A 25635-nucleotide genomic window follows, 5' to 3' on the forward strand; every position below is an offset into this window, starting at 1 on the left:
GATGGGCGTCGGGAACCGGAGCGCTCGGCGCGCGAGAGGATGGGGGCATGGATCCCGCCTCGTCGTCGTACCGCGAGCGGCTCACGCCGCCCTGGTGGCTGCCGCTGCTCCTGCTGCTCATCGTGCCCGCCGCGCTGCTCGTCTTCCTGCCGGTCGACCTCGGCGTCGGGGTGGGCGTCGCGGCCGTGCTCTACCTCGGCATCGTGACGGCGCTGTGGGTCGGCGCGCCCGTGGTCGAGGTGCGCGACGGGATGCTGCACGCCGGCAGGGCGCGGATCGCCACCGCGCTCCTCGGCGCTCCCGAGGCGCTGCGCGGCGACGAGGCGCGCGCGGCGATGCGCGCCGAGTGGGACCCGGCGTCGCACCACGTGATCTCGCCGTGGACGCGCGGGCTCGTGCGCGTCGCCGTCGACGACGAGAGCGACCCGACGCCGTCGTGGGTGATGAGCTCGCGCCGGCCGGAGCGGCTCGCCGCGGCGATCGACGCGGCGCGCGCGTCGGCCTAGCCGCTCTCGCGCGGGCGACAGGAGCCGGGAACGCGAGACGCGAGCGGCGCCCGAGGGCACCGCTCGCGTCAGGAGGGGTCGGTCAGGAGCACTCGCGGCAGATCGGCCCGAGCTTCGTCTCGTGGTCGAACTGCAGGCGGTGCTTCACGAGGAAGCAGCTCACGCACGTGAACTCGTCCTCCTGCGGCGGGAGCACGACGACGTCGAGCTCGACGTCGGCGAGGTCGGCCGCCGAGAGGTCGAAGCTGCCCGGGTTGTCGGCGTCCTCGTCGGTGGAGACGCTCTTCGCAGGCACGCGCTCCTTGAGCGCCTCGATCGACTCGTTCTCGTCGTCGGTCTTGCGCGGGGCGTCGTAATCGGTGGCCATCGAGAGTCCTTGCTGGGGGTGTGGTGGGCGGCGTCGGCGCACAGTCTGCACGAATCTGATCATCTTGGCAAATCAGATATCGGTGCGCAACCGGGTGCCGACATGGGCGTCGAGCGGTGTCTGAGGCGGAACGTGCGGCGCGCCCGATCCATTCCCGGCGCGGGCCGTCGGCGCGTGGGATGCTGGCGCCCACCGACACCGCCAGGAAGGATCGACGAATCATGCAGCAGCTGAGCGTCATCGGCGTCGAGGACGGCGTGCTCATCCTCGAGTCCGACTCCGGCGAGCGCTTCAGCGTGCCCGTCGATGCACTCCCCGAGCACCGCAGGCCGCAGGCCGCGGTGCCCCACCGCGAGCGCAAGGCGAGCCCGCGCGACATCCAGTCGCTCATCCGCGGCGGCATGTCCGCCGAGGAGGTCGCCTCCTCCACGGGCGAGGAGCTCGCCTACGTCGAGCGCTTCGAGGGGCCGGTCATCGCCGAGCGCGCGCACGTGCTCGACTCCGCGCTCTCCATCCCCGTCGCATCCGGCGACATCGACCCGCTCGCGGGCGAGACGACCTTCGGCGCCGCGATCGAGGAGCGCCTCGACGACCTGCGCGCCTCCGACCGCTCGTGGGCCTCGTGGAAGGACGCGGAGGGCGGCGCGTGGACCGTGCGCCTGCGCTTCACGACCGAGGGCATGCAGCACGAGGCCGTCTGGGGCTACGAGCCCAAGAAGGCCACCCTCACGCCCCGCGGCAAGGAGGCGGTCTCGCTGAGCCAGACGGGCGACGCGTCGAGCGTGCTCGTGCCCAGGCTCCGCGCCATCGACCGCCAGTCGCGGCCGGCGTCGCCCGAGCCTGCTCCCGCGCCGTCCGCGGCGCCGTCCGCTCCCGCACCCGCGGGCGAGCGCGCGCCGAGCCAGCCCGCTCCCCCCATCTCGCAGCGCGCCGACGCCGCCGACACCGGCCGCTTCGACTCGGATGCGTTCCGGATCCAGCGCGGCGCGGTGCGGCAGGCTCCGGCGCCGGTGGAGCCGGGCGTGGGCCTCGAGGAGGCCGTCGCGTCGTCGACGGCGACCGAGGGCGCCGCCGACGAGCGCGCCAAGGAGCCGACGAAGGCCGACAACCCGTGGCTGCGCCGCCGCACCGGCGAGGTCGGCAGCCAGCCCGAGAACGTGCAGGCCGCCGCGATCAACCGGCCCGCCGCATCCGCGCAGCCGAACCACACCGCCGAGCTGCTCGACGCCCTCCGCCGTCGCCGCAGCGAGCGGGAGGCGGCGCTGCGCACCGCCGAGACCGAGCCGGGCCTGTTCGAGGCCGAGGCGCCGAGGCCCGAGCCCCAGGAGGAGGCCCGTCCGCAGCGCGCGACGGGCACCGGCCCGGTCGGCTCGAAGAAGCGCGGATCGCGCGCCTCGATGCCCAGTTGGGACGAGATCGTCTTCGGGTCGCGCTCCGACGACTGAGCGCCGCACCACGAGAGGCGGGCATCCGGGCGACCGGGTGCCCGCCTCTCGGTGTGTCGCGCCCCATGCGTCTCACCTGAACGAGACGTCATGTTAGATTCGCCGCGCACAGTCCCGTGCACCCTACGAGGAGGTAGGCATGACAGCACCCGCGCACGACACCAAGCGCGACAATTCCCGCGAGGGCCTGGGCAAGGTCGTCACGGCCGCCATGGCGGGCACGGTCGTCGAGTGGTACGAGTTCTTCCTGTACGCCACGGCGTCGACGATCGTCTTCAACCTGATCATGTTCCCCGAGAGCGATGATCCGTACTTCCCCATCATCAGCGCATTCCTGACCTACGCGGTGGGCTTCGTCGCCCGTCCGCTCGGCGGCATCGTCTTCGGCCACTTCGGCGACAAGTACGGCCGCAAGAAGCTGCTGCAGTTCGCGATCATCCTGGTGGGTGTCGCGACGTTCCTGATGGGCTGCCTGCCCACGTTCGACCAGATCGGCTACTTCGCACCTGCTGCGCTCGTGGTCCTGCGCTTCTTCCAGGGCTTCGCGGTCGGCGGCGAGTGGGGCGGCGGCGTCCTGCTGGTGGCCGAGCACTCGCCCAACAAGGAGCGCGGCTTCTGGTCGTCGTTCCCGCAGGCGGCGGTCCCGGCCGGCAACCTGCTCGCCACGATCGTGCTGCTCGTCCTGCAGTGGACGCTCTCGGACGAGGACTTCCTCGGCTGGGGCTGGCGCATCGCGTTCTGGCTGTCGGTCGTCATCGTCGCGGTGGGCTACTACATCCGCACCCGCATCGAGGACGCGCCGATCTTCCAGGAGGTCAAGGCCGAGGTCGCCGAGTCGAAGTCGAAGTCGTACGGCGTGCTCGAGGTGCTGAAGCGCTACCCCAAGGGCGTGCTGACGGCCATGGGCCTGCGCTTCGCGGAGAACGTCCTCTACTACCTGGTCGTCACGTTCTCGATCGTGTACCTGCGCACGTACCTCGAGTACGACGTGTCCCGCATCCTCGGCCTGATGGCGATCGCGCACATCGCGCACTTCATCTTCGTGCCGATCGTGGGCCGCTTCACCGACCGCGTGGGCCGCAAGCCCATGTACCTGGCGGGCGTCCTCCTGGGCGCGACGTGGGGCTTCATCGCCTTCCCGATGTTCGAGACCGGCAGCGACATCGTGATCCTGCTCGCGATCATCCTGGGCCTGCTGTTCCACGCCCTCATGTACGCCGGCCAGCCGGCGATCATGGCCGAGCTCTTCCCGACGCGCATGCGCTACTCGGGCGTCTCGCTCGGCTACCAGGTCACGTCGATCGTCGCGGGCTCGCTCGCGCCGATCATCGCCACCTGGCTGCTCGGGCAGTTCGGCAGCCACATCCCGGTCGCGATCTACCTCGTGATCGCCTGCGGCATCACGCTCATCGCGGTGCTGGCGCTCAAGGAGACGAAGGGCATCTCGCTGCACGACGTCGACGACGAGGACCGCCGCCGCGTGCTGGCCGAGAAGGGCACGGTCTGATCCACGGATCGGAGCGCATGACGCGACGGGCGGCGAGGGCGACCTCGCCGCCCGTTCCGCGTCCGACGGGATAGCGTTGGGGCACCACCTGAGGAAGGAATCGACGATGACGTCAATCGCCTGGATCGGACTCGGCAACATGGGCAGCCGGATGTCCTCCCACCTGGTCACCGCGGGGCACGAGGTGCGCGGCTACGACGTGGTCGAGGCGCTGCGCGAGAGCGCCGCGGAGCACGGCATCACCCCCGTCGCGAGCGTCGCCGAGGCCGTGGAGGGCGCCGACGTGGTCATCACGAGCCTGCCCAAGGGCGAGCACGTGCGGCAGGTGCTCGAGGGCCCCGACGGCGTCTTCGAGCACGCCGCGCCCGGGACCCTCATCCTCGACACGTCGACGGTCGACATCGAGACCTCGCAGTGGTGCCACGGCGAGGCCGGCTCCCGCGGGTTCCGCTTCGTCGACGCGCCCGTCTCGGGCGGCACGCAGGGCGCCGAGGCGGCGACGCTCACGTTCATGCTCGGCGGCGACGAGGCCGACGTCGCCGACGCGAAGGCGATCGTGACGCCCATGGCCGGCAACGTCTTCGCCGTCGGCGAGGCCACGCACGGCATCGCCGCGAAGCTCGTCAACAACATGATGCTCGGCGTCTCGATCCTCGCGATGTCGGAGGGCTCGCAGCTCGCGCAGCGGCTCGGCCTCGACCCGAAGGCCTTCTTCGACGTCGCTCGCGTCTCGTCGGGCGACTCGTGGGCGCTGCGCACCTGGTACCCGGTGCCGGGCGTCGTGCCGGGCGCCGCCGCCAACCACAACTTCGACGCGTCCTTCTCGGCGATGCTGTGCCACAAGGACGTCACGCTCGCCGTCGCGGGCGCCGAGGCCGCGGGCGTGCACGTGCCGGCCGCGACGCTCATCCGCGACCAGCTGCAGCGGCTGCTCGACGACGGCCTCGGCGGCAAGGACTGCACGCTCGTCGTGCGCGAGGCGAGCCCCGACGGCTCGGTCGCCGGCTGGGACGGCCGATGATGCGGATCCGCGGCGCGGTGCTGCGCGCGATCGGCGCCGAGCGCCCCTTCGCCGACTCGCGGCCGCTCGAGCTCGTCGAGCTCGAGCTCGACGCGCCCGGCCCGGGTGAGCTGCTGCTGCGCATCGAGGCGGCGGGCCTGTGCCACAGCGACCTCTCGGTCGTCGACGGCGCCCGCCCGCGGCCCGTGCCCATGCTGCTCGGCCACGAGGCCGCGGGGATCGTGGAGGCGGTGGGCGAGGGCGTCGACGACGTCGCGGTCGGCGATCGCGTGGTCACCACGTTCCTGCCGCGCTGCGGCGAGTGCGCGGCCTGCGCGACCGACGGCCGGCTCCCGTGCGAGCGGGGCTCGGCGTCGAACGGCGCCGGCGAGCTGCTCGGCGGCGGCCGGCGCCTGCACGAGGACGGGCACGACGTGCACCACCACCTCGGCGTCTCCGCCTTCGCCACCCACGCGGTGCTCGACCGCCGCTCCGTCGTCCCCGTGGGCGCCGACGTGCCGCCGCAGGTCGCCGCGGTGCTCGGCTGCGCGATGCTCACCGGCGGCGGCGCCGTCGTCAACGCCGGCAGGCCGCGCGAGGACGACGACATCGTCATCGTCGGGCTCGGCGGCGTGGGCATGGCGGCGCTGCTCGCCGCCGCATCGCTCGGGCTCGGCAGGGTCATCGGCGTCGACGCGGTGCCCGCGAAGCTCGAGCGCGCGCTCGAGCTCGGCGCCGACGTGGCGCTCTCCCCCGACGACGCCGTCGCGCAGGGCTTGCGCGCACCCGTCGTGATCGAGGCCGCCGGGCACCCAAGGGCGTTCGAGACGGCGTTCGCCCTCACGGCGCCAGGTGGCACGACCGTGACCGTCGGCCTGCCGCATCCGGACGCCCGGGCGTCGCTCTCGCCGCTGACGTTCACGGCCGAGGCGCGCACCGTCGTCGGCTCGTACCTCGGGTCTGCCGTGCCCTCCCGCGACATCCCGCGCTACGAGCAGCTGTGGCGCGAGGGCCGGCTGCCCGTCGAGGAGCTCGTGACGAGCGAGATCGCGCTCGAAGACCTCAACGAGGCGCTCGACACGCTCGCCGACGGCAGGGCGATCCGGCAGGTCGTGCGGTTCTAGCCCCGGCGCCTCACGCGAAGGCGCCGAAGCGCCGCAGCGGCACGCGCAGCTCGTCCTGCGTGAGCGAGCCGTGCTGGCCGACCATGCCGCGCGCGGGGTCGAGCTCGTCGACGTAGATCGCCGCCCGGCCGCGCGCGGCGACGAACACGTCGCCGAGGCGCGGCGCGACATCGGGGTGCACCTCGCCGAGCCAGCCCGCGTCGATCACCTGCTGCCGCGTCGCGACCCACGCGCCGTCGCCGAGCCACGCGCGCCAGTCGTCGGCCACCGCATCCGCCTCGCCGTCGACCTGCAGCTGCAGGCAGCGCGGCTCCCCCGCGACGGCGGTCACCCGCGCGAGCAGCTCGCGCGGCACGATGCGGTGGGCGGATGCGTCGACATCGACCATGCCGTGGTCGGCGGTGGCGACGAGGCCCACGTCGCGCGGCAGCGTGGCGACGAGGCCCGCGACGAGGCCGTCGAGCTCCTCGAGCGCGTCGATCCAGTCGTCGGACTGCCAGCCGGACTCGTGGCCCGCGCGGTCGAGCTCGGGCACGTAGAGGTAGACGAGGCTCCGCTCGCGCGCGGCGCGCTCTGCGAGCGCGAACCGGTCGGCGAGCGCGCGCGCCCCGCGGTACTCGGCGCCCCGCAGCACCGCGCGGGTGAAGCCGCTGTCGGCGTGCTTCGCCTCGGCGACGACCACCGAGCGGGTCGACTCGAAGAGCGTCGGGCGGCGCTGCCACCGCGCCGGATCCATCGGCCCGCCCCAGTCGCGCAGCTGGTTGCGCACCCCATGGCCGGGCACGAACGCGTCGTAACCGACCAGGCCGTGCTCGCCGGCGAGCGCGCCCGTCGTGAGGCTCGCGAGCGACACCGCGGTCGTCGACGGGAAGCCCGCGTCGAGCGAGCCGCCCGGGGCGCCGGCGAGCGTGCGCGCGTGGCCGGCCCGCTGGCCGAGCTGCGCGGCCCCGAGGCCGTCGACGAGCAGCACGACCGCGCCCGCCACCGCAGGCAGGCCGAGCGCGTTCCGCCCGCCGCGCATCGCCTGCGCCGAGCTCGCGAGAACGTCGGCAAGGCTCCGGGATCCTGGCGCCCTGGTCGGTAGCATTCCGTCAGCCTATGACTGCCAAGCCCACCACCGAGCCCTCCGACGGCGCCGCGACCGCGGAGCGCATCGACGACATCGACGTCGCTGCCGAGATGCAGGACTCGTTCCTCGAGTACGCCTACTCCGTCATCTACGCCCGCGCGCTGCCCGACGCCCGCGACGGGCTGAAGCCCGTGCAGCGGCGCATCCTCTTCCAGATGTCCGAGATGGGCTTGCGCCCCGAGAAGGGCCACGTGAAGAGCGCGCGCGTCGTGGGCGACGTGATGGGCAAGCTGCACCCGCACGGCGACACCGCGATCTACGACGCGCTCGTGCGCCTCGCGCAGCCGTTCAGCCTGCGGCTGCCGCTCATCGACGGGCACGGCAACTTCGGCTCGCTCGACGACGGGCCCGCCGCGCCCCGCTACACCGAGGCGCGCCTCGCCACGGCCGGCCTGTCGCTCACCGAGGGCCTCGACGAGGATGTCGTCGACTTCGTGCCCAACTACGACAACTCGTACCAGCAGCCCGACGTGCTGCCGGCCTCCTACCCGAACCTGCTCGTCAACGGCGCGAGCGGCATCGCGGTCGGCATGGCCACGAACATGGCGCCGCACAACCTCGTCGAGGTCGTGCAGGCGGCCAAGCACCTGCTCGCGCACCCCGACGCATCCGTCGCCGACCTCATGCGCCACGTGCCCGGGCCCGACCTGCCCGGCGGCGGCGTGATCGTCGGCCTCGACGGCATCCGCGAGGCGTACGAGAGCGGCCGCGGCTCGTTCCGCACCCGGGCGCGCGCGTCGGTCGAGCGGCAGGGCCGCAAGACGCAGATCGTGATCACCGAGCTGCCCTACCTCGTCGGCCCCGAGCGGATCATCGAGAAGATCAAGGACGGCGTGCAGTCGAAGAAGCTGCAGGGCCTCGCCGACGTGCAGGACCTCACCGACCGCAAGCACGGCATGCGGCTCGTGATCGGCATCAAGACGGGCTTCGACCCGGATGCCGTGCTGCAGCAGCTCTACCGCTACACCCCGCTCGAGGACGGCTTCTCGATCAACAACGTGGCGCTCGTCGAGGGCAAGCCGCAGACGCTGGGGCTCCGCGAGCTGCTGCGCGTCTACCTCGAGCACCGCGTCGGCGTCGTGCGCCGCCGCAGCGAGTACCGGCTGCAGCGCCGCCGCGACCGCCTCCACCTCGTCGAGGGCCTGCTCATCGCGGTGCTCGACATCGACGAGGTCATCCAGGTCATCCGCACCTCCGACGACGGCGAGCAGGCGCGCAGGCGCCTGCAGGACGTCTTCGACCTCACGGAGGTGCAGGCCGAGCACATCCTCGAGCTGCGGCTGCGGCGCCTGACGAAGTTCAGCCGCATCGAGCTCGAGGCCGAGCGCGACGAGCTGCTCGCCCAGATCGCCGAGCTCGAGCGCATCCTCGGCACGCAGGCGGCGCTGCACGAGGTGGTCGCGGCCGAGCTCGACGAGGTCGCCGACCGCTTCGGCACGCCCCGCCGCACGATGCTCACCGAGGCGAACGGCCAGCAGGCCGCGACCGGCCGCTCGGCGGCGGCGCGCGCGGCGGCGGCGAGCCTCGAGATCGCGGATGCGCCGACGCGCGTCGTCATGTCGGTCACGGGCCGGCTCGTGCGGGTCGACGGCGAGGAGCCCATCCCCGCGCCCGCGCGCCGCAGCCGCCACGACGCGATCCGCTCGGAGGTCGCCTCGACCACGCGCGGCGCCTTCGGGCTCGTGACGTCGTCGGGGGCCGTGCTGCGCCTGACGCCAGCCGACCTGCCCTCGGTGCCGCCCGCATCCGTCGGCCTCACCGCGGGCGTCAAGGTGCGCGACCTCGGCGCCTTCGAGCGCGGCGAGGAGGCGGTCGCGCTCATCGACCTCTCGACCGAGGAGCCGTGGCTCGTGGCGACGGCGCAGGGCATCGTCAAGCGCATCCGGCCCGCCGAGCTGCGCGACCGCGACCGCGAGAGCGTCATCGCGCTGAAGCCGGGCGACCGCGTCGTGGGTATCGCGCCCGCGCCCGACGACGCCTGGATCGTGCTCATCACGACCGACGCGCAGCTGCTGCGCTTCCCCGCCGGCCAGGTGAACCCGCAGGGGCCGGGCGCCGGCGGCATGAAGGGCATCGGGCTCAAGGCGGATGCGACGGTGCGGTTCGCCGGCGCCGTGGCCGACGGCGCCGAGGTCGTCACCGTCACCGAGGCCGCCGAGACGCTCGCGGGGCTCGACGAGCCGCGCGTGAAGGTCTCCGACCTCGCCGAGTTCCCACCGAAGGGGCGCGGCACCGGCGGCGTGCAGGCGCACCGGCTGCTGAAGGGCGAGGTCGGGCTGAGCCTCGCGTGGGCCGGGCCCTCGCCGCTCGCGGTCGGCGCCGACGGCTCCCAGCGGCAGCTGCCGCCGGGCGGTGCGGCGCGCGCGGGCTCCGGCGTCTCGGTCGACGGCGCGATCGGCGCGGTCGGGTCGCGGCTCGGCGCGTAGCCGGCTCACCCCGCTCGCCCGCGGCGACTGGGGCTGCTGCGCCCGACCGGGCACGGCGTGCCCGCCCCGGTCGCGCGCATCCGCCCCAGTCGGCGTCGACGTCGGCGCCGCGCTCCGACGCATCCGCCCCAGTCGGCGTCGACGTCGGCGCCGCGCCCGGGCGCGCGCGCCTCAGGCGTCGATGCGGTCGCGGTCGACCTGCGACGTGACGATGAGCTCGCGCCGCGGCGCCACGTCGTTGCCCATGAGCAGCTCGAAGACCTCGCTCGCCCGCTCGGCGTCGCTGATCGTGACGCGGCGCAGCGTGCGGCGGGAGCGGTCCATGGTCGTCTCGGCCAGCTGGTCGGCGTCCATCTCGCCGAGGCCCTTGTAGCGCTGCGGCGGCTCGTGCCACCCCTTGCCGGCCTTCTTGAGCCGCGCGAGCGTGCGGTGCAGCTCGGCGTCCGAGTAGGTGTAGACGGCCTCGTCGGGCTTGCCGCGGTGCTTGACGAGCACGCGGTGCAGCGGCGGCACGGCCGCGAAGACGCGCCCCTCGTCGATGAGCGGCCGCATGTAGCGGTGGATGAGCGTGAGCAGCAGGGTGCGGATGTGGGCGCCGTCGACGTCGGCGTCCGACAGCATGATGATCTTGCCGTAGCGCGCGGCCGAGATGTCGAACGAGCGGCCGGACCCCGCCCCGATCGACTGGATGATCGCCGCGCACTCCGCGTTGGAGAGCATGTCGGCGACCGACGCCTTCTGCACGTTGAGGATCTTGCCGCGGATGGGCAGGATCGCCTGGAACTCGCTGTCGCGCGCGGGCTTCGCGGTGCCGAGCGCGCTGTCGCCCTCGACGATGAACAGCTCGGTCTGCGCGACGTCGTTCGAGCGGCAGTCGACGAGCTTCACCGGCAGCGACGACGACTCGAGCGCGCTCTTGCGCCGCGCGGTCTCCTTGAGCGAGCGCGCCGAGATGCGCGCCTTCATCTCGCTGACGACCTTCTCGAGCACCTGCGCGGCCTGCGCCTTCTCGTCGCGCTTCGACGAGGTGAGGATGGCGCCGAGCTCGCGCGCGACCACCTGGGCGACGATCTGGCGCACGGCGGGCGTGCCGAGCACCTCCTTCGTCTGGCCCTCGAACTGCGGCTCGGGCAGCCGCACCGTCACGACGGCGGTGAGGCCGGCGAGCGCGTCGTCCTTCTCCACCTTGTCGGTGCCGGCCTTGAGCTTGCGCGCGTTCGCGGCGACCTGGTCGCGGATGAGCTTCAGCAGCGACTGCTCGAAGCCGGCCAGGTGCGAGCCGCCCTTGGGCGTCGCGATGATGTTCACGAACGTCTGCACGACGGTGTCGTAGCCGGTGCCCCAGCGCAGCGCGATGTCGACCTCGCACGTGCGGTCGACCTCGCGGGTGACCATGTGCCCGGTCGCCTCGTCGAGCACCGGGATCGTCTCCTGGAAGTCGCCCTCGCCGGTCAGGCGCCAGGTCGCGGTGAGCGCGGGGTCGGGCGCGAGGTACTCGGCGAACTCGCTGATGCCGCCGTCGTACTTGAAGTCGTGCACGACGCGCTCGTCGGCGCGGTCGTCGATGATCCGGATCGCGAGCCCCGGCACGAGGAACGCCGTCTGGCGCGCGCGGCGCGAGAGCTCGTCGGCGAGGAAGTCGGCGCCCTTCGTGAACACCTGCGGGTCGGCCCAGTAGCGCACGCGCGTGCCCGTGACGCCCTTCGCGACCTTGCCGACCTTGCGCAGCCGCGACGCATCCACGAACGGCAGGAACGTCGCGTGCGGCGAGGGGTCACCCTCGTCGAGGAACTCCCCCGGCTCGCCGCGGTGGAACGACATGGCCCACGTCGCGCCGTCGCGGTCGACCTCGACGTCGAGGCGCTCCGAGAGGGCATTGACGACGGATGCGCCGACGCCGTGGAGGCCGCCGGAGGACTTGTAGGCGCCGCCGCCGAACTTGCCGCCGGCGTGCAGCTTCGTGAAGATGACCTCGACGCCCGTGAGGCCCGTGCGCGGCTCGACGTCGATCGGCAGGCCGCGGGCGGTGTCGCGCACCTCGACGGAGCCGTCGCGGTGCAGCACGACCGTGATCTCGTCGCCGTGGCCGCCGAGCGCCTCGTCGACCGAGTTGTCGATGATCTCCCACAGGCAGTGCATCAGGCCCCGCGAGTCGGTCGAGCCGATGTACATGCCCGGGCGCTTGCGCACCGCCTCGAGCCCCTCGAGCACCGTCAGGTGCCGCGCCGAGTAGTCGGATGCCGCAGCTGCCAACCGATCCTCCAATCCTCGCTCGACGCGCCCGGGCTGCAGCGGTCTGCGACCGGCCGAGTGGGCGCCGCCCGCCAGCCTAGGGCCGCGCGGGCCCGCGGAACGGCAGGGCGCGCGGCGCGGTCGGGCGTTGCGCCGCTGGCGAACCGATGGCCGGATGACCGGGATCTGACAGACTCCCGTGCCACGATGGAGGTCAGGACGAAGAAGGAGGGCACCGTGAACGACACCCAGACCGCGACGCTCGAGGCCGACGAGGCGAACGCGCCGCTCAGCGCGCTCGACCGCTGCGACAGCTGCGGCGCCCAGGCATACGTCCGAGCGACCATGGCGAGCGGCACGCTGCTCTTCTGCGCGCACCACGCCGCGAAGCACCGCGAGGCGCTCGAGCCCGTCGCGCTCGTGTGGCACGACGAGAGCGCGAAGCTCGCCGAGCGCTGACGCAGACCGCGAAGCGGCCCGTCCCCTCGTGGGGCGGGCCGCTTCCGCGTGCGGGGGTTGCTCGCTACCCGCCGAAGGGGCCCTGCAGCCGCTGCAGGAAGCGCTTCGTGCGCTCGTGGCGCGGGTCGCCGAAGAGCTGCGCGGGCGCACCGCGCTCGACGACGACGCCCTCGTCGAAGAACGACACCTCGTCGGCGACCTCGCGCGCGAAGCCGAGCTCGTGCGTGACGACCGCCATCGTCCAGCCGTCGGCGGCCAGCTCGGTCATGACCGCGAGCACCTCGCCCACGAGCTCCGGGTCGAGCGACGAGGTGGGCTCGTCGAACAGCAGCATCGACGGCGCGAGGGCGAGCGCGCGCACGATCCCGACGCGCTGCTGCTGGCCGCCGGAGAGCGACGACGGGTAGGCGTCCGCCTTCTCGCGCAGGCCGACGCGGTCGAGCAGCGCCAGCGCATCCGCCGTGGCCTCGTCGCGGTCGCGGCCCTGCACGCGCACGGGCCCGATCGTGACGTTGCCGAGCACCGTCAGGTGCGGGAACAGGTGGTGCTGCTGGAAGACCATGGCGGATGCGCGGTGCAGCGCCGCGCGCTCGCGCCGGCCGGGCGGCCGGGCGAAGTCGATCGCGAGGTCGCCGATCCGCAGGCTCCCGGCGTCCGGCGTCTCGAGCCCGTTGAGCGAGCGGAGCACCGTCGTCTTGCCGGAGCCCGATGGGCCGATGAGCGCGTGGACGGTGCCGGGCGCGATGTCGAGGTCGACGCCGCGCAGCACGTGGTTCTCGCCGAACGACTTGTGCAGCCCGCGCGCCGACAGCAGGAGGCCGTCGGCGGCGGCGTCGGTGTGCTCAGACGGCATAGCGGTCGAGCCTCCTCTCGAGGCGGTCCTGCCCGCCGGCGAGCACGAGGCAGATGACCCAGTAGACGACGGCGGCGACGATGTAGATCGTGAGGAACTCGCCGCTCGGCGCAGCGATGCGCTGCGCGACGCGGAACAGCTCGGTGACGAGGATCACCGACGCGAGCGAGGTGTCCTTCACGAGCGAGATGAAGGTGTTCGACAGCGGCGGCACCGACACGCGCGCCGCCTGCGGGAGCACGATGCGCCAGAGCGCCTGGCCGCGCGACATGCCCACCATCGCCGCGGCCTCCCACTGCCCGCGCGGGATCGAGAGGATCGCGGCGCGGATGATCTCGGCCGCGTAGCCGCCGACGTTGAGCGAGAGGGCGATGATCGCGCTCGGCCAGGGGTCGAGCGTGATCCCGATCTGCGGCATGCCGTAGAAGATCACGAACAGCTGCACGAGCATCGGCGTGCCGCGGATGACCGAGATGTAGCCGCGCGCGACGGCCGAGAGCCACGCGATGCCCGAGATGCGCATGAGGGCCATCCCGATCGCGATCAGGAGGCCGAGCGAGAACGACGCGAGGGTGAGCGGGATGGTGCCGGTGATCGCGCCGAGGGCGATGGGCCCCAGCGAGTCGAGCACCAGCTGCCAGTTCACGACGCGAGCCTAGAGGCTCGGCGCGCGCACGGACGCGGCCCCGGCGAGCGCCGGGGCCGCTGTCCGCGAGGTGCGCCCGTCACGGCTGCGAGACGTCCTCGCCGAAGTAGCGCTCCGAGATCTCGGCGAGCGTGCCGTCGGCGGCGAGCGCGGCGAGCGCCTCGTCGACCGCGGCGACGAGCGACTCGCTGCCGGCGCGGAACGCGACGGCGCTCTCGCTGACCTCCTCGGTCTCGGCGACCACCTCGAGGCCCGTCTCGCCGCCCTGCGACTGCTCGTAGTCGAGGAACGTCAGGCGGTCGTTGATCGTGGCATCGACGCGACCCTGGCGCAGCAGCTCGGCGGCCTGGGCGAAGCCCTCGACCTCCTCGACGTCGGCGCCCGCGTCGGTGGCGACCTCGGCCCAGTTGCTCGTGAGCGACTGGGCGCTCGTGCGGCCCTCGAGCGCGTCGAAGTCGGTGATGTCGCTGCCCTCGGGCACGATCAGCACGCCCGGCGAGTAGGTGTACGGCGTGCTGAACTCGTAGCGCTCGAGGCGCTCGGGCGTGATCGAGACCTGGTTGGCGATGACGTCGAAGCGGCCGGAGTCGAGGCCCGCGAAGATCGCGTCCCACTGGGTCTCCTGGAACTCCACCTCGACGCCGAGCTCCTCCGCCACCGCGGTGATCACCTCGACGTCGTAGCCGGTCAGCTCGCCCGCGCCGCCCTCGTGGAACGAGAACGGCGAGTAGGTGCCCTCGGTGCCGACGACGAGCACGCCCGCCTCCTGCACCTGCTCGAGGGTGAGGCCGGTCGAGCTCGGCTCGCCGCTCGCGGCGGGCTCGGAGCCCGAGGAGCAGCCGACGAGGGCGACGGATGCGGCGGCGAGGGCCGCGAGGACGACCGCGGGACGGGCGTGGGTCATGACTTCTCCTTCTTGGGGGCAACACTCCATGTTAGAGCATGCCCGGCCCGGGAGACGACGCAGGCCGCCCCGGCGAACGGGGCGGCCTGCGGGCGCTGGATGCCGGTGCGGCCTACTCCAGGTAGTCGCGCAGCTGCTGCGAGCGCGAGGGGTGGCGAAGCTTCGCCATCGTCTTCGACTCGATCTGGCGGATGCGCTCGCGCGTCACGCCGAAGGTGTCGCCGATCTGGTCGAGCGTCTTGGGCATGCCGTCGCCGAGGCCGAAGCGCATGCGGATCACGCCCGCCTCGCGCTCCGAGAGCGAGTCGAGCAGCGACTCGAGCTGGCGCTGCAGCATCGTGAAGCCCACCGCGTCGGCGGGCACGACCGCCTCGGTGTCCTCGATCAGGTCGCCGAACTCGCTGTCGCCGTCCTCGCCGAGGGGCGTGTGCAGCGAGATGGGCTCGCGGCCGTACTTCTGCACCTCGATGACCTTCTCGGGGGTCATGTCGAGCTCACGGGCCAGCTCCTCGGGGCTCGGCTCGCGGCCGAGGTCCTGGAGCATCTGGCGCTGCACGCGGGCGAGCTTGTTGATGACCTCGACCATGTGCACCGGGATGCGGATCGTGCGCGCCTGGTCGGCCATGGCGCGGGTGATGGCCTGGCGGATCCACCACGTCGCGTACGTGGAGAACTTGAAGCCCTTCGTGTAGTCGAACTTCTCGACCGCGCGGATGAGGCCCAGGTTGCCCTCCTGGATGAGGTCCAGGAACTGCATGCCGCGGCCGGTGTAGCGCTTCGCGAGCGAGACCACGAGGCGCAGGTTGGCGCCCAGCAGGTGGCTCTTGGCGCGCTGGCCGTCGCGGGCGATGCGCGTCAGGTCGCGCTTGAGCTGCCAGTCGAGGTCGGGCTCGAGCGAGAGCTTCTCCTCGGCGAACAGGCCCGCCTCGATGCGCATGGCGAGGTCGACCTCCTGCTCGGCGTTCAGCAGCGCGACCTTGCCGATCTGCTTCAGGTAGTCCTTGACCGGGTCGGCGGTGGCGCCGGTGATCTGGGTGGCGGCGGGCTCGTCGTCGTCGCCCGAGAGGCGCAGGGCGCCCGTCGGCAGCTTCTCGACGTGGACCTCCTCCTCCTCCTCGGCCTCGGCCTCCTCGGCGACCTCCTCGGTCTCCTCGACCTCGGGCTCGGCGGCCTTCCGGCGCCCGCCGCGCGCGGGCTTCGCCGCGACGGCCTCGACGACCTCCGCCTCGTCGCCCGACTTGGCGCGGGTCGCCTTCGCCTTCGCGGCAGTCGTCTTGGCGGCCGTCGTCTTCGCCGCTGCCGTCTTCGCGGCCGTGGTCTTCGCGGCGGTCGTCTTCGCGGCGGCGGCCTTCGCCGGCGCCTTCGCGGCCGTCTTCGGCGCCGCCTTCGCGGCAGGAGCCTCGGCGCCGGTGGCCTGCTCGGGCTCGGCGGCCTTCGCGGTGCTGCGGCGCGAGCTCGCGGTGGTCTCCTTGGCTGGCATGCGTCCTCCGGTGGGTCTCGGGCGCCTGGCCCCGTCGTGGATCGTGCGCGATCCGGACTGAGGGCAGTCGAATGACCCATGTCAAGTCCGGCGGCGGGCGCCGGTCTCGACTGGGTCGGTCTTGACAGTATAGCGCCGCATGTGGCATGCGCATTCCCCGAGTGCCGGGAGCGCCGCCTCAGTGCCCGCGACGGCGCATCCGGCGGGCGATCGCCTGCCACACGGGCGCGACCTCGATGCCCTCCTCGCGCAGCCTCGAGCGCGTGATGCGGCGCATCCGCACCACCATCGCGAAGCCGAGCGCGAGCACGACGAACTGCGACGAGAGCGCGATGCGGAACGCGTCCCAGTCGTAGAGCCCGACCTGCTCCCCCGCTGCCGTGCGCACCGAGTGCACGACGTCGAGGATGATGCCGACCGCCGGCATGATCGCGAACGACGCGAGGAACCCGCCGATGTTGACGACGCCGTTGGCCGAGCCGAGCACGCGCAGCGGGTTGAAGGTGCGCGCGAAGTCGAAGCCGACGGTCGAGCCCGGGCCGGCGATGCCGAGCACGACGACGAGCACGACGACGAGCCAGGTGGGCGGATGCCCGGGCCACACGAGCACGACGGCCCACGTGAGCGCGACGATGCCGACGATGCACAGCACGAGCGTCGATCGGCGGAGCGGGAAGCGCGCCGTCGCGATGCCCACGATCGGCCCGACGACCATGCCGGTGACCACCACGACCGTCATGAGCCGAGCCGCGTCCGGCTGCGAGTAGCCGAGCCCGTCGACGAGCATCGGGAAGCCCCACAGCAGCAGGAAGACGTTCGTCGAGGCGAGCAGCGAGAAGTGCGTCCAGAAGCCGAGCCGCGTGCCGGGCTGGCGGAACGCCGCCTGCAGCCGCGGCCACCAGCCCTCGGGGACGTCGATCGAACCGGTCGCCGGCGCCCCGCCGCGCGGCGCGTCGAACACCACGAGCACGACGAGCACGAGGATGACGGCACCTGCGACCGCGAGGGTGCCGAACGAGAGCCGCCAGCCGATCTCGTTGAGCAGCCACACGAACGGGATCGCCGACATGAGCTGCCCGACCTGCCCGGTCGTGGCGGTCCACTGCGACATCTGCGCGACGATCGGCCCGCGGAACCACCCCGACTGCAGCCGGATGACCGAGATGAAGGTGGCGGCGTCGCCGATGCCGAGCAGCACGCGGCCCGCGATCGCGAGCGGCAGGCTCTCGGCGAGGGCCACCATCGCCTGGCCGCCGACCATGATCGCGGCGCCGGAGGCGATGAGCACGCGCGGCCCGAAGCGGTCGAGCAGCACGCCGACGGGCACCTGCATCGCGGCGTAGACGCCCACCTGCACCGCGCCGAGCGTCGCGAGCAGGGTCGCGGCCACCTCGAAGCGCTCCGCGGCGGCGGGGCCGGCCACGCCGAGCGACGAGCGGTGCAGGATCGCCATCATGTAGGCGATCGCGCCGACTCCCCAGACCAGCCAGGAGCGGGCGCTGTTCATGCCAGCGGATCCGGTCCCGGCCGCCGGCGCTCCTGCAGGTAGCGCTCGAGCTCCTCGGCGATCTCGTCGGCGCTCGGCAGCGAGCCGTCCTCGTCGGTGAGCGGTGAGCGCACCGACGTCTGCGCCATGAACGCGTCGTAGCGGGCCTCGAGCGTGCGCACGACGCGCTGCAGCTCCTCGTTCGTCTCCATCTGCTGCGCGACGAGCTGCTGGAACTCGCGGTCGGCGGTGCGCAGCTCCTCGGTGCGGAAGGCGAGCGAGGTCGCGCTCGTCACCCCCTCGAGCGCGGCGAGCGCGGGCCCGGCCGAGCCGGACTCCCCCACGTAGTGCGGCACGAGCACGGTGAAGGTCGCCACGGGAGCCGAGCCCTGCAGGCGGTGCTCGATCCGGTGGATGACCGACGCGGGCACCGACGAGACGGGGCGCCAGGCCGAGTACTGCTCGATCAGCTCCGTGCGGTTGCCCGAGACCGTCGAGACGAGCGGGCGCGTGTGCGGCACGGGCATGCCGATCGAGCTGATGATCGTCGTCGACGCCACCTCGAGGTGCTCGAGCAGCTCGAGCAGGGCGTCGGTGAAGCGCTCCCACATCCAGTCGGGCTCCGGGCCCGTCAGCAGCAGGAAGGGCGCCCCCGCGTCGTCCTCGACCAGCAGCACCGTGAGCGTGTGCGGCAGGTACTCCTCGATGTGGTCCTCGTTGAAGAGCATCCGCGGCCGGCGCGAGCGGTGGTCGATGAGGAGGTCGGTGTCGAACTCGACGATGCCTCGGTGCGGGAGGGTGTCGAGGATCGCGGCGGCGGCGGCCTCGGCCGCGGCGCCGGCGTCGACGAAGCCGTGGATCGCGATCACGAGGTCGAGCCCGCGCGGCACCGTCTCGAGGTCCTCGAGGGCCAGTGTCAGCTCGTGCGGTTCGAACACGGCTCCAGCCTAGTGATGGGCGGCGGACGGGGAGCCCGACGTCGCCGGTATCCTCGTGACCCATGCCCATCCCCGCGCTCTCGATCATCGCCCGCCCCGAAGACGCCACCGCCGAGCTCACCGTGCACGGCGTCACCGCCGGCGACGAGCCAGCCGCCCAGGGCTTCGACCCCGAGCTGCTCTCGGGCCTGGGCATCACCGGCAAGCGGGAGCAGGTGACCCGAGCCGTCGTCGACGGCCGTGCCGTCGCCTTCGTCGGCCTCGGCGACGACCTCTCGTCGGCACGGCTGCGCGAGGTCGCCGGCGCCGCGGTGCGCGCGCTCCGCGACGTGCCGTCGCTCGCGCTCGCGCTCCCGGTGACGACGACCGACGACGTGCTCGCGGTGCTCGAGGGCGCGGCGCTCGGCGCGTACCGCTACACCGGGCTGAAGCGCGACCAGCGGCCCGGCGTGCTCGAGATCGCCGTGGTCGCCGGCGAGGCCGAGGTGACCGAGACGGTCGTCGCCATGGCGCAGGCCGCATCGCAGGCGGTGTGGACGACGCGCGACGTCGCCAACACGCCGCCCAACCTCCTGAGCCCCGTCGAGTTCGCCGACCGCGTGGTCGCCGAGGGCGAGGCCGCGGGCCTGAGCGTCGTGGTGCGCGACGAGGAGCGCCTCCGGCGCGAGGGCTTCGGCGGCATCCTCGCCGTCGGCCAGGGCTCGAGCCGCCCGCCGCGGCTCGTGACGATCGAGCACGCGCCCGAGAACGCCACCCGCCACGTCGTGCTCGTCGGCAAGGGCATCACCTTCGACTCCGGCGGCTTCTCGCTGAAGCCCGCCGCGTCGATGCAGCACATGAAGTACGACATGACCGGCGCCGCGACGGTGCACGCCGTCGTCGTCGCCGCGGCGGCGCTCCAGCTGCCCATCCGCATCACCGCGCACCTGTGCCTCGCCGAGAACCTCGTCTCGTCGACGTCGACGCGCCCCGACGACGTGATCACCATGCGCGGCGGCACCACGGTCGAGGTCACGAACACCGACGCCGAGGGGCGCCTGGTGATGGCCGACGGGCTCGTGCTCGCGAGCGAGGCGATGCCCGACGCGATCATCGACGTCGCGACGCTCACCGGCGCGCAGCAGATCGCGCTCGGCAACCGCGTCAGCGGCGTGATGGGCAACGACGACGCGTTCGTCGACGCCGTCGTGCGCGCGGGCCGCGAGGTGGGCGAGCAGCTGTGGCCCATGCCCATCCCCGAGGAGATGCTGCCGATGCTCGACTCCGAGGTCGCCGACCTCGCGAACGCCAAGGTCGGCAACCGCGCCGGCGGCATGCTGCTGGCCGCGGCCTTCCTCGCCGAGTTCATCGGCGAGCGCGACGGCGCGCGCATCCCGTGGGCGCACCTCGACATCGCCGGCCCCTCGACCAACACCGGCTCCGCCTTCGGGTTCACCCCGGTGGGCGCGACGGGCGTGACCGTGCGCGGGCTGCTGCGCATGCTGTCGAAGATGTCGCGCTCGGCCGAGTGATCGACGAACTCCGAGGTGCTTCCGACTAGGCTGGCACGGGCAAGAACTGCCCTGCACCGCCGCGCCCACCGGCGCGGCGACGAAGGATCATAAGGAGCGAGTGCGTGTCCGATCAGAGCTTTGACATCGTCGTCCTGGGCGGAGGCAGCGCGGGCTACGCCGTGGCGCTGCGCGCCGTGCAGCTCGGCAAGACCGTCGCGATCGTCGAGAAGGACAAGCTCGGCGGCACCTGCCTGCACAAGGGCTGCGTGCCCACGAAGGCGATGCTGCACTCGGCCGAGGTCGCCGACGTCGTGCGCGACTCCGAGGAGGCGGGCGTCGACGCGGAGCTCAAGGGCATCGACATCCAGCGCGTGACCGCGTTCCGCGAGGGCATCGTCTCCAAGAAGTTCAAGGGCCTGCAGGGCCTCATCAAGGCCAAGGGCATCCCGGTGTTCGAGGGCGAGGGCAAGCTCACCTCCCCCACGACCGTGCAGGTCGGCGACCAGACCCTCACCGGCTCGAGCATCGTGCTCGCGACCGGCTCCTACCCGAAGACGCTCCCGGGCCTCGAGATCACCGGCAACGTCATCACGAGCGAGCAGGCGCTGCAGCTCGACTGGATCCCGCAGCGCGCGGCGATCCTCGGCGGCGGCGTGATCGGCGTCGAGTTCGCGAGCGTCTGGCGCTCCTTCGGCGTCGAGGTGACGATCATCGAGGGGCTCCCCCACCTCGTCCCGAACGAGGAGGAGTCGGTCTCGAAGCAGTTCGAGCGCGCCTACAAGAAGCGCGGCATCCAGTTCAAGGTCGGCGCGCGCTTCTCCGGCGTCACGCAGGACGACTCGGGCGTGCACGTCTCGCTCGAGAGCGGCGAGACGATCGACGCCGACCTGCTGCTCGTCGCCGTCGGCCGCGGCCCCGTCACGGCAGGCCTCGGCTACGAGGAGGCCGGCGTGCAGCTCGACCGCGGCTTCGTCACGGTCGACGAGCGCCTGCAGACCTCCGTGCCCGGCGTCTACGCCGTCGGCGACATCGTCCCGGGCCTGCAGCTCGCGCACCGCGGCTACCAGCAGGGCATCTTCGTCGCCGAGGAGATCGCGGGCCTGTCGCCGCGGCTCGTCGACGACCGCAACATCCCGAAGGTCACCTACTCCGACCCCGAGGTCGCGTCCATCGGCTACACCGAGGCGAAGGCCAAGGAGGAGTTCGGCGACGACAAGGTCGAGAGCTACGAGTACTCGCTGGGCGGCAACGCCAAGAGCGAGATCGTCGGCACGACGGGCAGCGTGAAGGCGGTGCGCGTGAAGGACGGCCCCGTCGTCGGCGTGCACATGATCGGCCGCCGCGTCGGCGAGCTGATCGGCGAGGCGCAGCTGATCGTCAACTGGGAGGCGTACCCGGAGGATGTCTCGCAGCTGATCCACGCGCACCCGACGCAGCACGAGTCCCTCGGCGAGACGATGCTGAAGCTCGCCGGCACGCCCCTCCACGCCATCTGATCGAGCCACAGGAGATCACCGCATGACTGACATCCAGCTTCCCGCCCTCGGCGAGAGCGTCACCGAGGGCACGATCACCCGCTGGCTCAAGGCCGTGGGCGACGAGGTCGCGGTCGACGAGCCCATCGTCGAGGTCTCGACCGACAAGGTCGACACCGAGGTGCCCTCGCCCGTCGCCGGCACCATCACCGAGATCCTGGCCGACGAGGACGACACCGTCGAGGTCGGCGCGGTCATCGCGCGCGTCGGCGACGCGGGCGACGCACCGGCCGAGAAGGCTCCCGCCGAGGAGGCCCCCGCCGAGGAGGCACCGGCCGAGGAGCCCGCCGCCGCGACCGCCACCGAGGGCACCGATCCCGAGGCGGACCAGGAGGCCGACGAGGAGTCGGCCGCCGAGGCGCAGGAGTCGCCCTCGCAGGAGGCGGAGCAGGCCGAGGAGGCCCCGCAGCAGGCGCCCGCGGCCGAGGCGAAGCCCGCAGCCGGCGGCGGCACCGACATCACGCTCCCCGCGCTCGGCGAGAGCGTCACCGAGGGCACGATCACCCGCTGGCTCAAGGCCGTGGGCGACGAGGTCGCGGTCGACGAGCCCATCGTCGAGGTCTCGACCGACAAGGTCGACACCGAGGTGCCCTCGCCCGTCGCCGGCACCATCACCGAGATCCTGGCCGACGAGGACGACACCGTCGACGTCGGCGCCGTCATCGCCCGCGTGGGCGGAGCGGCTGCCGCGCCGGCCGACGAGCCGAAGACCGACGAGCCGCCGGCCGACGCCGACGGCTCCGCGCAGGCGCAGGACGCAGCACCGGCCCCGCAGGCCGAGCCCGCTGAGCCCTCCACCGAGCAGCCCGAGCCCGCCAAGGCTCCCGAGGCCGAGGCACCGAAGGCCGAGGAGCCCAAGGCTGAGCCGAAGGCCGAGGAGCCGAAGGCAGCGCCCGCGCAGCCCGCCGCGCCCAAGGCACCGGCAGCGCCGGCCCCGGCAGCCCCCGCACCCGCGGCTCCGGCCGCCGCGGCACCGGCACCGGCAGCACCGGCACCAAGCGCCTCCGGCTCGCCGTACGTCACGCCCATCGTGCGCAAGCTGGCGAACGAGCGCGGCGTCGACCTGGCGAGCCTGACCGGCTCCGGCGTGGGCGGGCGCATCCGCAAGGAGGACGTGCTGGCCGCCGCCGAGGCGAAGCCCGCCGAGGCACCGGCCGCGGCCGATGCCCCCGCGGCATCCGCCGCCGAGGTCGAGGTGTCGCCGCTGCGCGGCACCACGGCACCGATGTCGCGGCTGCGCAAGGTCGTGGCGAAGCGCGCGGTCGAGTCGATGCAGACGCTCGCCCAGCTCACCACCGTGGTCGAGGTCGACGTGACGAAGGTCGCGAAGCTCCGCGACGCCAAGAAGGCGGCCTTCCAGGAGGAGACCGGGCAGAAGCTCACGTTCCTGCCGTTCTTCACGCAGGCAGCGGTCGAGGCGCTCAAGTCGCACCCGCTGATCAACGCCACGGACGACGGCGAGCAGATCACCTACCCCGACACCGAGAACCTCTCGATGGCGGTCGACACCGAGCGGGGCCTGCTGACCCCGGTCATCCGCGACGCGGGCTCGAAGAGCATCCGCGAGCTGACGGCCGAGATCGCCGACCTCGCGCAGCGCACCCGCGACAACAAGCTGAGCCCCGACGAGCTCGCCGGCGGCACGTTCACGCTGACGAACACGGGCTCGCGCGGCGCGCTGTTCGACACCCCGGTCGTGTTCCAGCCGCAGCGCGCCATCCTCGGCGTCGGCACGGTCGTGAAGCGCCCCGTGGTGGTGCAGGTCGACGGCCAGGACTCGATCGCGGTCCGCTCGATGGTGTTCCTCGCGCTGTCGTACGACCACCGCATCATCGACGGCGCCGACGCGGCCCGCTACCTCGGCCAGGTCAAGGCCCGGCTCGAGGAGGGCGCCTTCGAGGTCTAGTCAGACCCCGGCTGCGCCGACCACGCGTCGCGCAGCACCCAACCGGCCTCGGTGCTCATCGCGAGCACCGAGGCCGGTGCCGTCTCGGAGACCACCCGCAGCAGCCACGCGTCGCCCAGCTGCTGCACGACCTCGAGGCGCCCGTCGTCGGGCATCCGCCACGGCTCGTCGGCGACGAGCTGCGGGCTGTCAGGCTCGTGCAGCCCGACGAGGCACGCGGCGTCGCCGGCGTCGAGGCACGCCTCCCGCTCGGCGAGCAGGGCAGCCGCTCCCGCGAGCGGATCCGCAGTCACGGCGCCGGCTGCTGCATCGGCGGCATGGGGCGCGTCGGGCGCGCGGGACGGCTCGGTCGGCGCGGTGCTCGCGGGCTCGGTCGGCGCGGTCGCGGCAGTGGCATCGTCGGACGGGGCGTCTGCGCCGGCCGAGCCCGCCGGCAGCGCGAGCCCGAGCGCGATCGCGCCGGCGACGGCGCTCGCGCCCGCGACCGCCCAGAACCTCGGGCGCACCGAGCCAGCAGCCCCGCGTGCGCGCTCGAGCAGCGGGCCGCCCCGCGCGGCCGCGCGGTCGAGCAGCACCGCGACCCGCGACCAGAGCGCGTCGACACCGCCCGCGCGGTCGCGGCGGCGCATCCCGGCTCCGTGCCTCTGTCCGCCGCGCGCTCCGGCGCGATGCTCGGCCTCGCCGCGCGCCGGCGGCGGGTCGAGCGCGAGCGGCAGCCCGGGCCAGGCCGCGAGCAGCGCGTCGCCCGCGGCGGCGAGGTCGCGCCGCTCGAGGGCGGTCTCGACCGCCGCCGGCAGCGCGGCGCCGGCCGCCTCGACGACGGTCGCCGCGAGGCGCCGCCACGCGTCGACGTCCGCGGCGACCGCGGGGCTCGCGTCGCGCCACGCCTCGGTCGGCCTCGCCGTCTCGACCCGCGCGCCCGCCGCGAGCAGGAGCGGGGCGCCGTCGGGATCGAGCCGCACGTCCTGCGCGCCGAACCCGTCGACGGCGGCGCCGACCGCGTGCAGCGCGGCCAGCGCGGCCGCGACCGGCGCGAGCGCCGTCACCGCCTCGCCGGGCGCCGGTGCACCGCGCTGCAGGAGCCAGGCGGCCAGGTCGCGCGGCAGCAGGGGGCGGATGACCACGGCTCCCCCGTCGGTCGCGACGTCGAGGATGGGCACGAGGTGCGGATGCGCGGCGGCCAGCACAGCCTCGGCCTCCCTGGCGAGCGCGTCGTCGGCACCCGCCCGGCTGCGATGCACCTCGACCGCCGAGCCCGACGCATCCGCCGCCACCCACGCCTCGCGCTCGCCGTCGTGCCGCAGCGCCCGCACCAGCTGCAGCCCGGCGATCGTCGCCGGCCCCGTCGCTCCCTCGTCGTCCACGGCGGCGACCATGCCACCGGGGCGCGCGGCGCCGGGGCCTGCGCGCGACCGCCTGTGGAGAGCGGGCCGCTCCCGCGCCGGTATCCTGGACGGCATGGCACGCGACAGCGAGAAGGAGCCCGGCAGGCTCAAGACGATGTGGTCGATCTTCCAGATGACCCGCAGGAACGACCGGGCCGCGCTGCCGCTGATGCTGCTGGCGCTGCTGGGCCCGATCGCGCTCGTCACGGTGCTCGCGATCGTGCTGCGCCAGGACCCGCTGTTCTTCGTGCTCTGGATCATCTCCGGCGTGCTCATCGGCCTGATGCTGATGATGATGGTGCTCACCTGGCGGGCCGAGAAGATCGCGTTCGCGCAGATCGAGGGCCGCCCCGGCGCCGTCGGCGCCGTGCTGAAGAACGGCCTGCGCGGCAACTGGACGACGAGCGAGATGCCCGTCGCCGTGAACCCGCGCACGCAGGACGCGATCTACCGCGCCGTCGGCAAGCCCGGCGTCGTGCTCATCGCGGAGGGGCCGCGCGAGCGCGTCGCCCGCCTGCTCGCCGACGAGCAGCGCAAGGTCAAGCGGATCGTGCCGAACGTGCCGATCCACGTCGTCGAGATCGGCCCCGACTCGGCCACGCCGCTGCGCCGCCTGACGCGCACGATGCGCCGCCTGAAGCGCACGCTGTCGCGCGCCGAGGTGATGGCGGTCGCGAACCGGCTCACATCGCTCGGCCAGGCGAACCTGCCCATCCCGAAGGGCATCGACCCGCGCAGAGTGCGGCCCGGCCGCCCCCGCTGACGTAACACCGCCGAAACATCGGCGTCACCGGCGGGCAACGGCTCCTGCGTA

The 25635-nt window shown here is 73.3% G+C and carries 21 protein-coding genes; 11 read left to right on the forward strand and 10 right to left on the reverse strand.

What is annotated here, in order from left to right; translation table 11 throughout:
• The first annotated feature begins 47 nt into the window (after positions 1–47).
• Complete coding sequence (locus MU522_RS11725; protein ID WP_246991223.1) at positions 48–506, forward strand: DUF3093 domain-containing protein; 459 nt, start codon at positions 48–50, stop codon at positions 504–506.
• 82 nt (positions 507–588) lie between these two features.
• Here the strand turns inward: MU522_RS11725 and MU522_RS11730 are convergent, their stop codons facing one another.
• Complete coding sequence (locus tag MU522_RS11730; RefSeq protein WP_128190050.1) at positions 589–873, reverse strand: DUF4193 domain-containing protein; 285 nt, start codon at positions 871–873, stop codon at positions 589–591.
• 221 nt (positions 874–1094) lie between these two features.
• Between MU522_RS11730 and sepH the strand changes: the two genes are divergently transcribed.
• The 4 genes from sepH to MU522_RS11750 all read left to right on the forward strand — a co-directional run bounded on the left by sepH (position 1095) and on the right by MU522_RS11750 (position 5949).
• Positions 1095–2318 (forward strand): septation protein SepH, encoded by a 1224-nt coding sequence (gene sepH / locus MU522_RS11735; protein ID WP_164877146.1) that lies wholly within the window; start codon positions 1095–1097, stop codon positions 2316–2318.
• Between the two features lie 139 nt (positions 2319–2457).
• Positions 2458–3825, forward strand: a complete 1368-nt coding sequence (locus tag MU522_RS11740; protein WP_246991226.1) for an MFS transporter — start codon at positions 2458–2460, stop codon at positions 3823–3825.
• Positions 3826–3931: 106 nt separating this feature from the next.
• Complete coding sequence (locus MU522_RS11745; protein WP_246991229.1) at positions 3932–4846, forward strand: NAD(P)-binding domain-containing protein; 915 nt, start codon at positions 3932–3934, stop codon at positions 4844–4846.
• The gene (locus MU522_RS11750; protein ID WP_246993552.1) at positions 4846–5949 is read left to right on the forward strand and encodes an alcohol dehydrogenase catalytic domain-containing protein; all 1104 of its coding nucleotides are present in this window, start codon (positions 4846–4848) and stop codon (positions 5947–5949) included. Before MU522_RS11745 ends, MU522_RS11750 begins: the two co-directional genes overlap by 1 nt.
• Positions 5950–5959: 10 nt before the next feature.
• On the opposite strand, the gene MU522_RS11755 is transcribed toward MU522_RS11750, so the two are convergent.
• Positions 5960–6970: a nucleotide pyrophosphatase/phosphodiesterase family protein gene (locus MU522_RS11755; protein ID WP_246991231.1), complete on the reverse strand. Its 1011-nt coding sequence runs from the start codon at positions 6968–6970 to the stop codon at positions 5960–5962.
• Between the two features lie 77 nt (positions 6971–7047).
• On the opposite strand from MU522_RS11755, the gene MU522_RS11760 reads away from it, so the two are divergent.
• Positions 7048–9504: a DNA topoisomerase IV subunit A gene (locus MU522_RS11760; RefSeq protein ID WP_246991233.1), complete on the forward strand. Its 2457-nt coding sequence runs from the start codon at positions 7048–7050 to the stop codon at positions 9502–9504.
• Between the two features lie 171 nt (positions 9505–9675).
• On the opposite strand, the gene MU522_RS11765 is transcribed toward MU522_RS11760, so the two are convergent.
• Positions 9676–11757, reverse strand: coding sequence for a DNA topoisomerase IV subunit B (locus MU522_RS11765; RefSeq protein WP_246991235.1), 2082 nt, complete (start codon positions 11755–11757; stop codon positions 9676–9678).
• 216 nt (positions 11758–11973) lie between these two features.
• Here MU522_RS11765 and MU522_RS11770 point away from each other — a divergent pair, with 216 nt between their 5' ends.
• Positions 11974–12195 carry a hypothetical protein gene (locus MU522_RS11770; protein ID WP_128190644.1) on the forward strand — a complete coding sequence of 74 codons (222 nt, stop codon included), beginning with the start codon at positions 11974–11976 and terminating at the stop codon, positions 12193–12195.
• Between the two features lie 64 nt (positions 12196–12259).
• On the opposite strand, the gene MU522_RS11775 is transcribed toward MU522_RS11770, so the two are convergent.
• From MU522_RS11775 to MU522_RS11800, 6 genes are all read right to left on the reverse strand, one after another.
• The gene (locus MU522_RS11775; RefSeq protein ID WP_146356285.1) at positions 12260–13048 is read right to left on the reverse strand and encodes an amino acid ABC transporter ATP-binding protein; all 789 of its coding nucleotides are present in this window, start codon (positions 13046–13048) and stop codon (positions 12260–12262) included.
• Positions 13038–13694 (reverse strand): ABC transporter permease subunit, encoded by a 657-nt coding sequence (locus MU522_RS11780; protein WP_146356287.1) that lies wholly within the window; start codon positions 13692–13694, stop codon positions 13038–13040. Before MU522_RS11780 ends, MU522_RS11775 begins: the two co-directional genes overlap by 11 nt.
• A 79-nt stretch (positions 13695–13773) precedes the next feature.
• Positions 13774–14598: an amino acid ABC transporter substrate-binding protein gene (locus MU522_RS11785; RefSeq protein WP_246991237.1), complete on the reverse strand. Its 825-nt coding sequence runs from the start codon at positions 14596–14598 to the stop codon at positions 13774–13776.
• Positions 14599–14710: 112 nt separating this feature from the next.
• A complete protein-coding gene (locus MU522_RS11790) occupies positions 14711–16078 on the reverse strand; it encodes an RNA polymerase sigma factor (RefSeq protein ID WP_246991239.1) in 1368 nt (455 codons plus the stop codon).
• 178 nt (positions 16079–16256) lie between these two features.
• Positions 16257–17585, reverse strand: a complete 1329-nt coding sequence (locus tag MU522_RS11795; protein ID WP_246991241.1) for an MFS transporter — start codon at positions 17583–17585, stop codon at positions 16257–16259.
• Positions 17582–18502, reverse strand: a complete 921-nt coding sequence (locus MU522_RS11800; protein ID WP_246991243.1) for a PAC2 family protein — start codon at positions 18500–18502, stop codon at positions 17582–17584. Before MU522_RS11800 ends, MU522_RS11795 begins: the two co-directional genes overlap by 4 nt.
• Before the next feature lie 62 nt (positions 18503–18564).
• Between MU522_RS11800 and MU522_RS11805 the strand changes: the two genes are divergently transcribed.
• The 3 genes from MU522_RS11805 to sucB all read left to right on the forward strand — a co-directional run bounded on the left by MU522_RS11805 (position 18565) and on the right by sucB (position 23436).
• Positions 18565–20013, forward strand: a complete 1449-nt coding sequence (locus MU522_RS11805) for a leucyl aminopeptidase (RefSeq protein ID WP_246991245.1) — start codon at positions 18565–18567, stop codon at positions 20011–20013.
• A gap of 104 nt (positions 20014–20117) precedes the next feature.
• Positions 20118–21491, forward strand: coding sequence for a dihydrolipoyl dehydrogenase (gene lpdA, locus MU522_RS11810; protein ID WP_246991247.1), 1374 nt, complete (start codon positions 20118–20120; stop codon positions 21489–21491).
• Positions 21492–21513: 22 nt separating this feature from the next.
• Entirely contained in the window at positions 21514–23436 is a 1923-nt protein-coding gene (sucB, locus tag MU522_RS11815; RefSeq protein WP_246991249.1) for a 2-oxoglutarate dehydrogenase, E2 component, dihydrolipoamide succinyltransferase, read from the forward strand.
• On the opposite strand, the gene MU522_RS11820 is transcribed toward sucB, so the two are convergent.
• On the reverse strand, positions 23433–24800 hold the full coding sequence (locus MU522_RS11820) for a hypothetical protein (RefSeq protein WP_246991251.1): 1368 nt from the start codon (positions 24798–24800) through the stop codon (positions 23433–23435). The genes sucB and MU522_RS11820 overlap by 4 nt on opposite strands.
• Before the next feature lie 94 nt (positions 24801–24894).
• On the opposite strand from MU522_RS11820, the gene MU522_RS11825 reads away from it, so the two are divergent.
• A complete protein-coding gene (locus MU522_RS11825; protein ID WP_246991253.1) occupies positions 24895–25584 on the forward strand; it encodes a DUF4191 domain-containing protein in 690 nt (229 codons plus the stop codon).
• Positions 25585–25635: the final 51 nt, after the last annotated feature.

Source organism: Agrococcus sp. SCSIO52902, from assembly GCF_022983135.1.
GTDB classification, from domain to species: domain Bacteria; phylum Actinomycetota; class Actinomycetes; order Actinomycetales; family Microbacteriaceae; genus Agrococcus; species Agrococcus sediminis.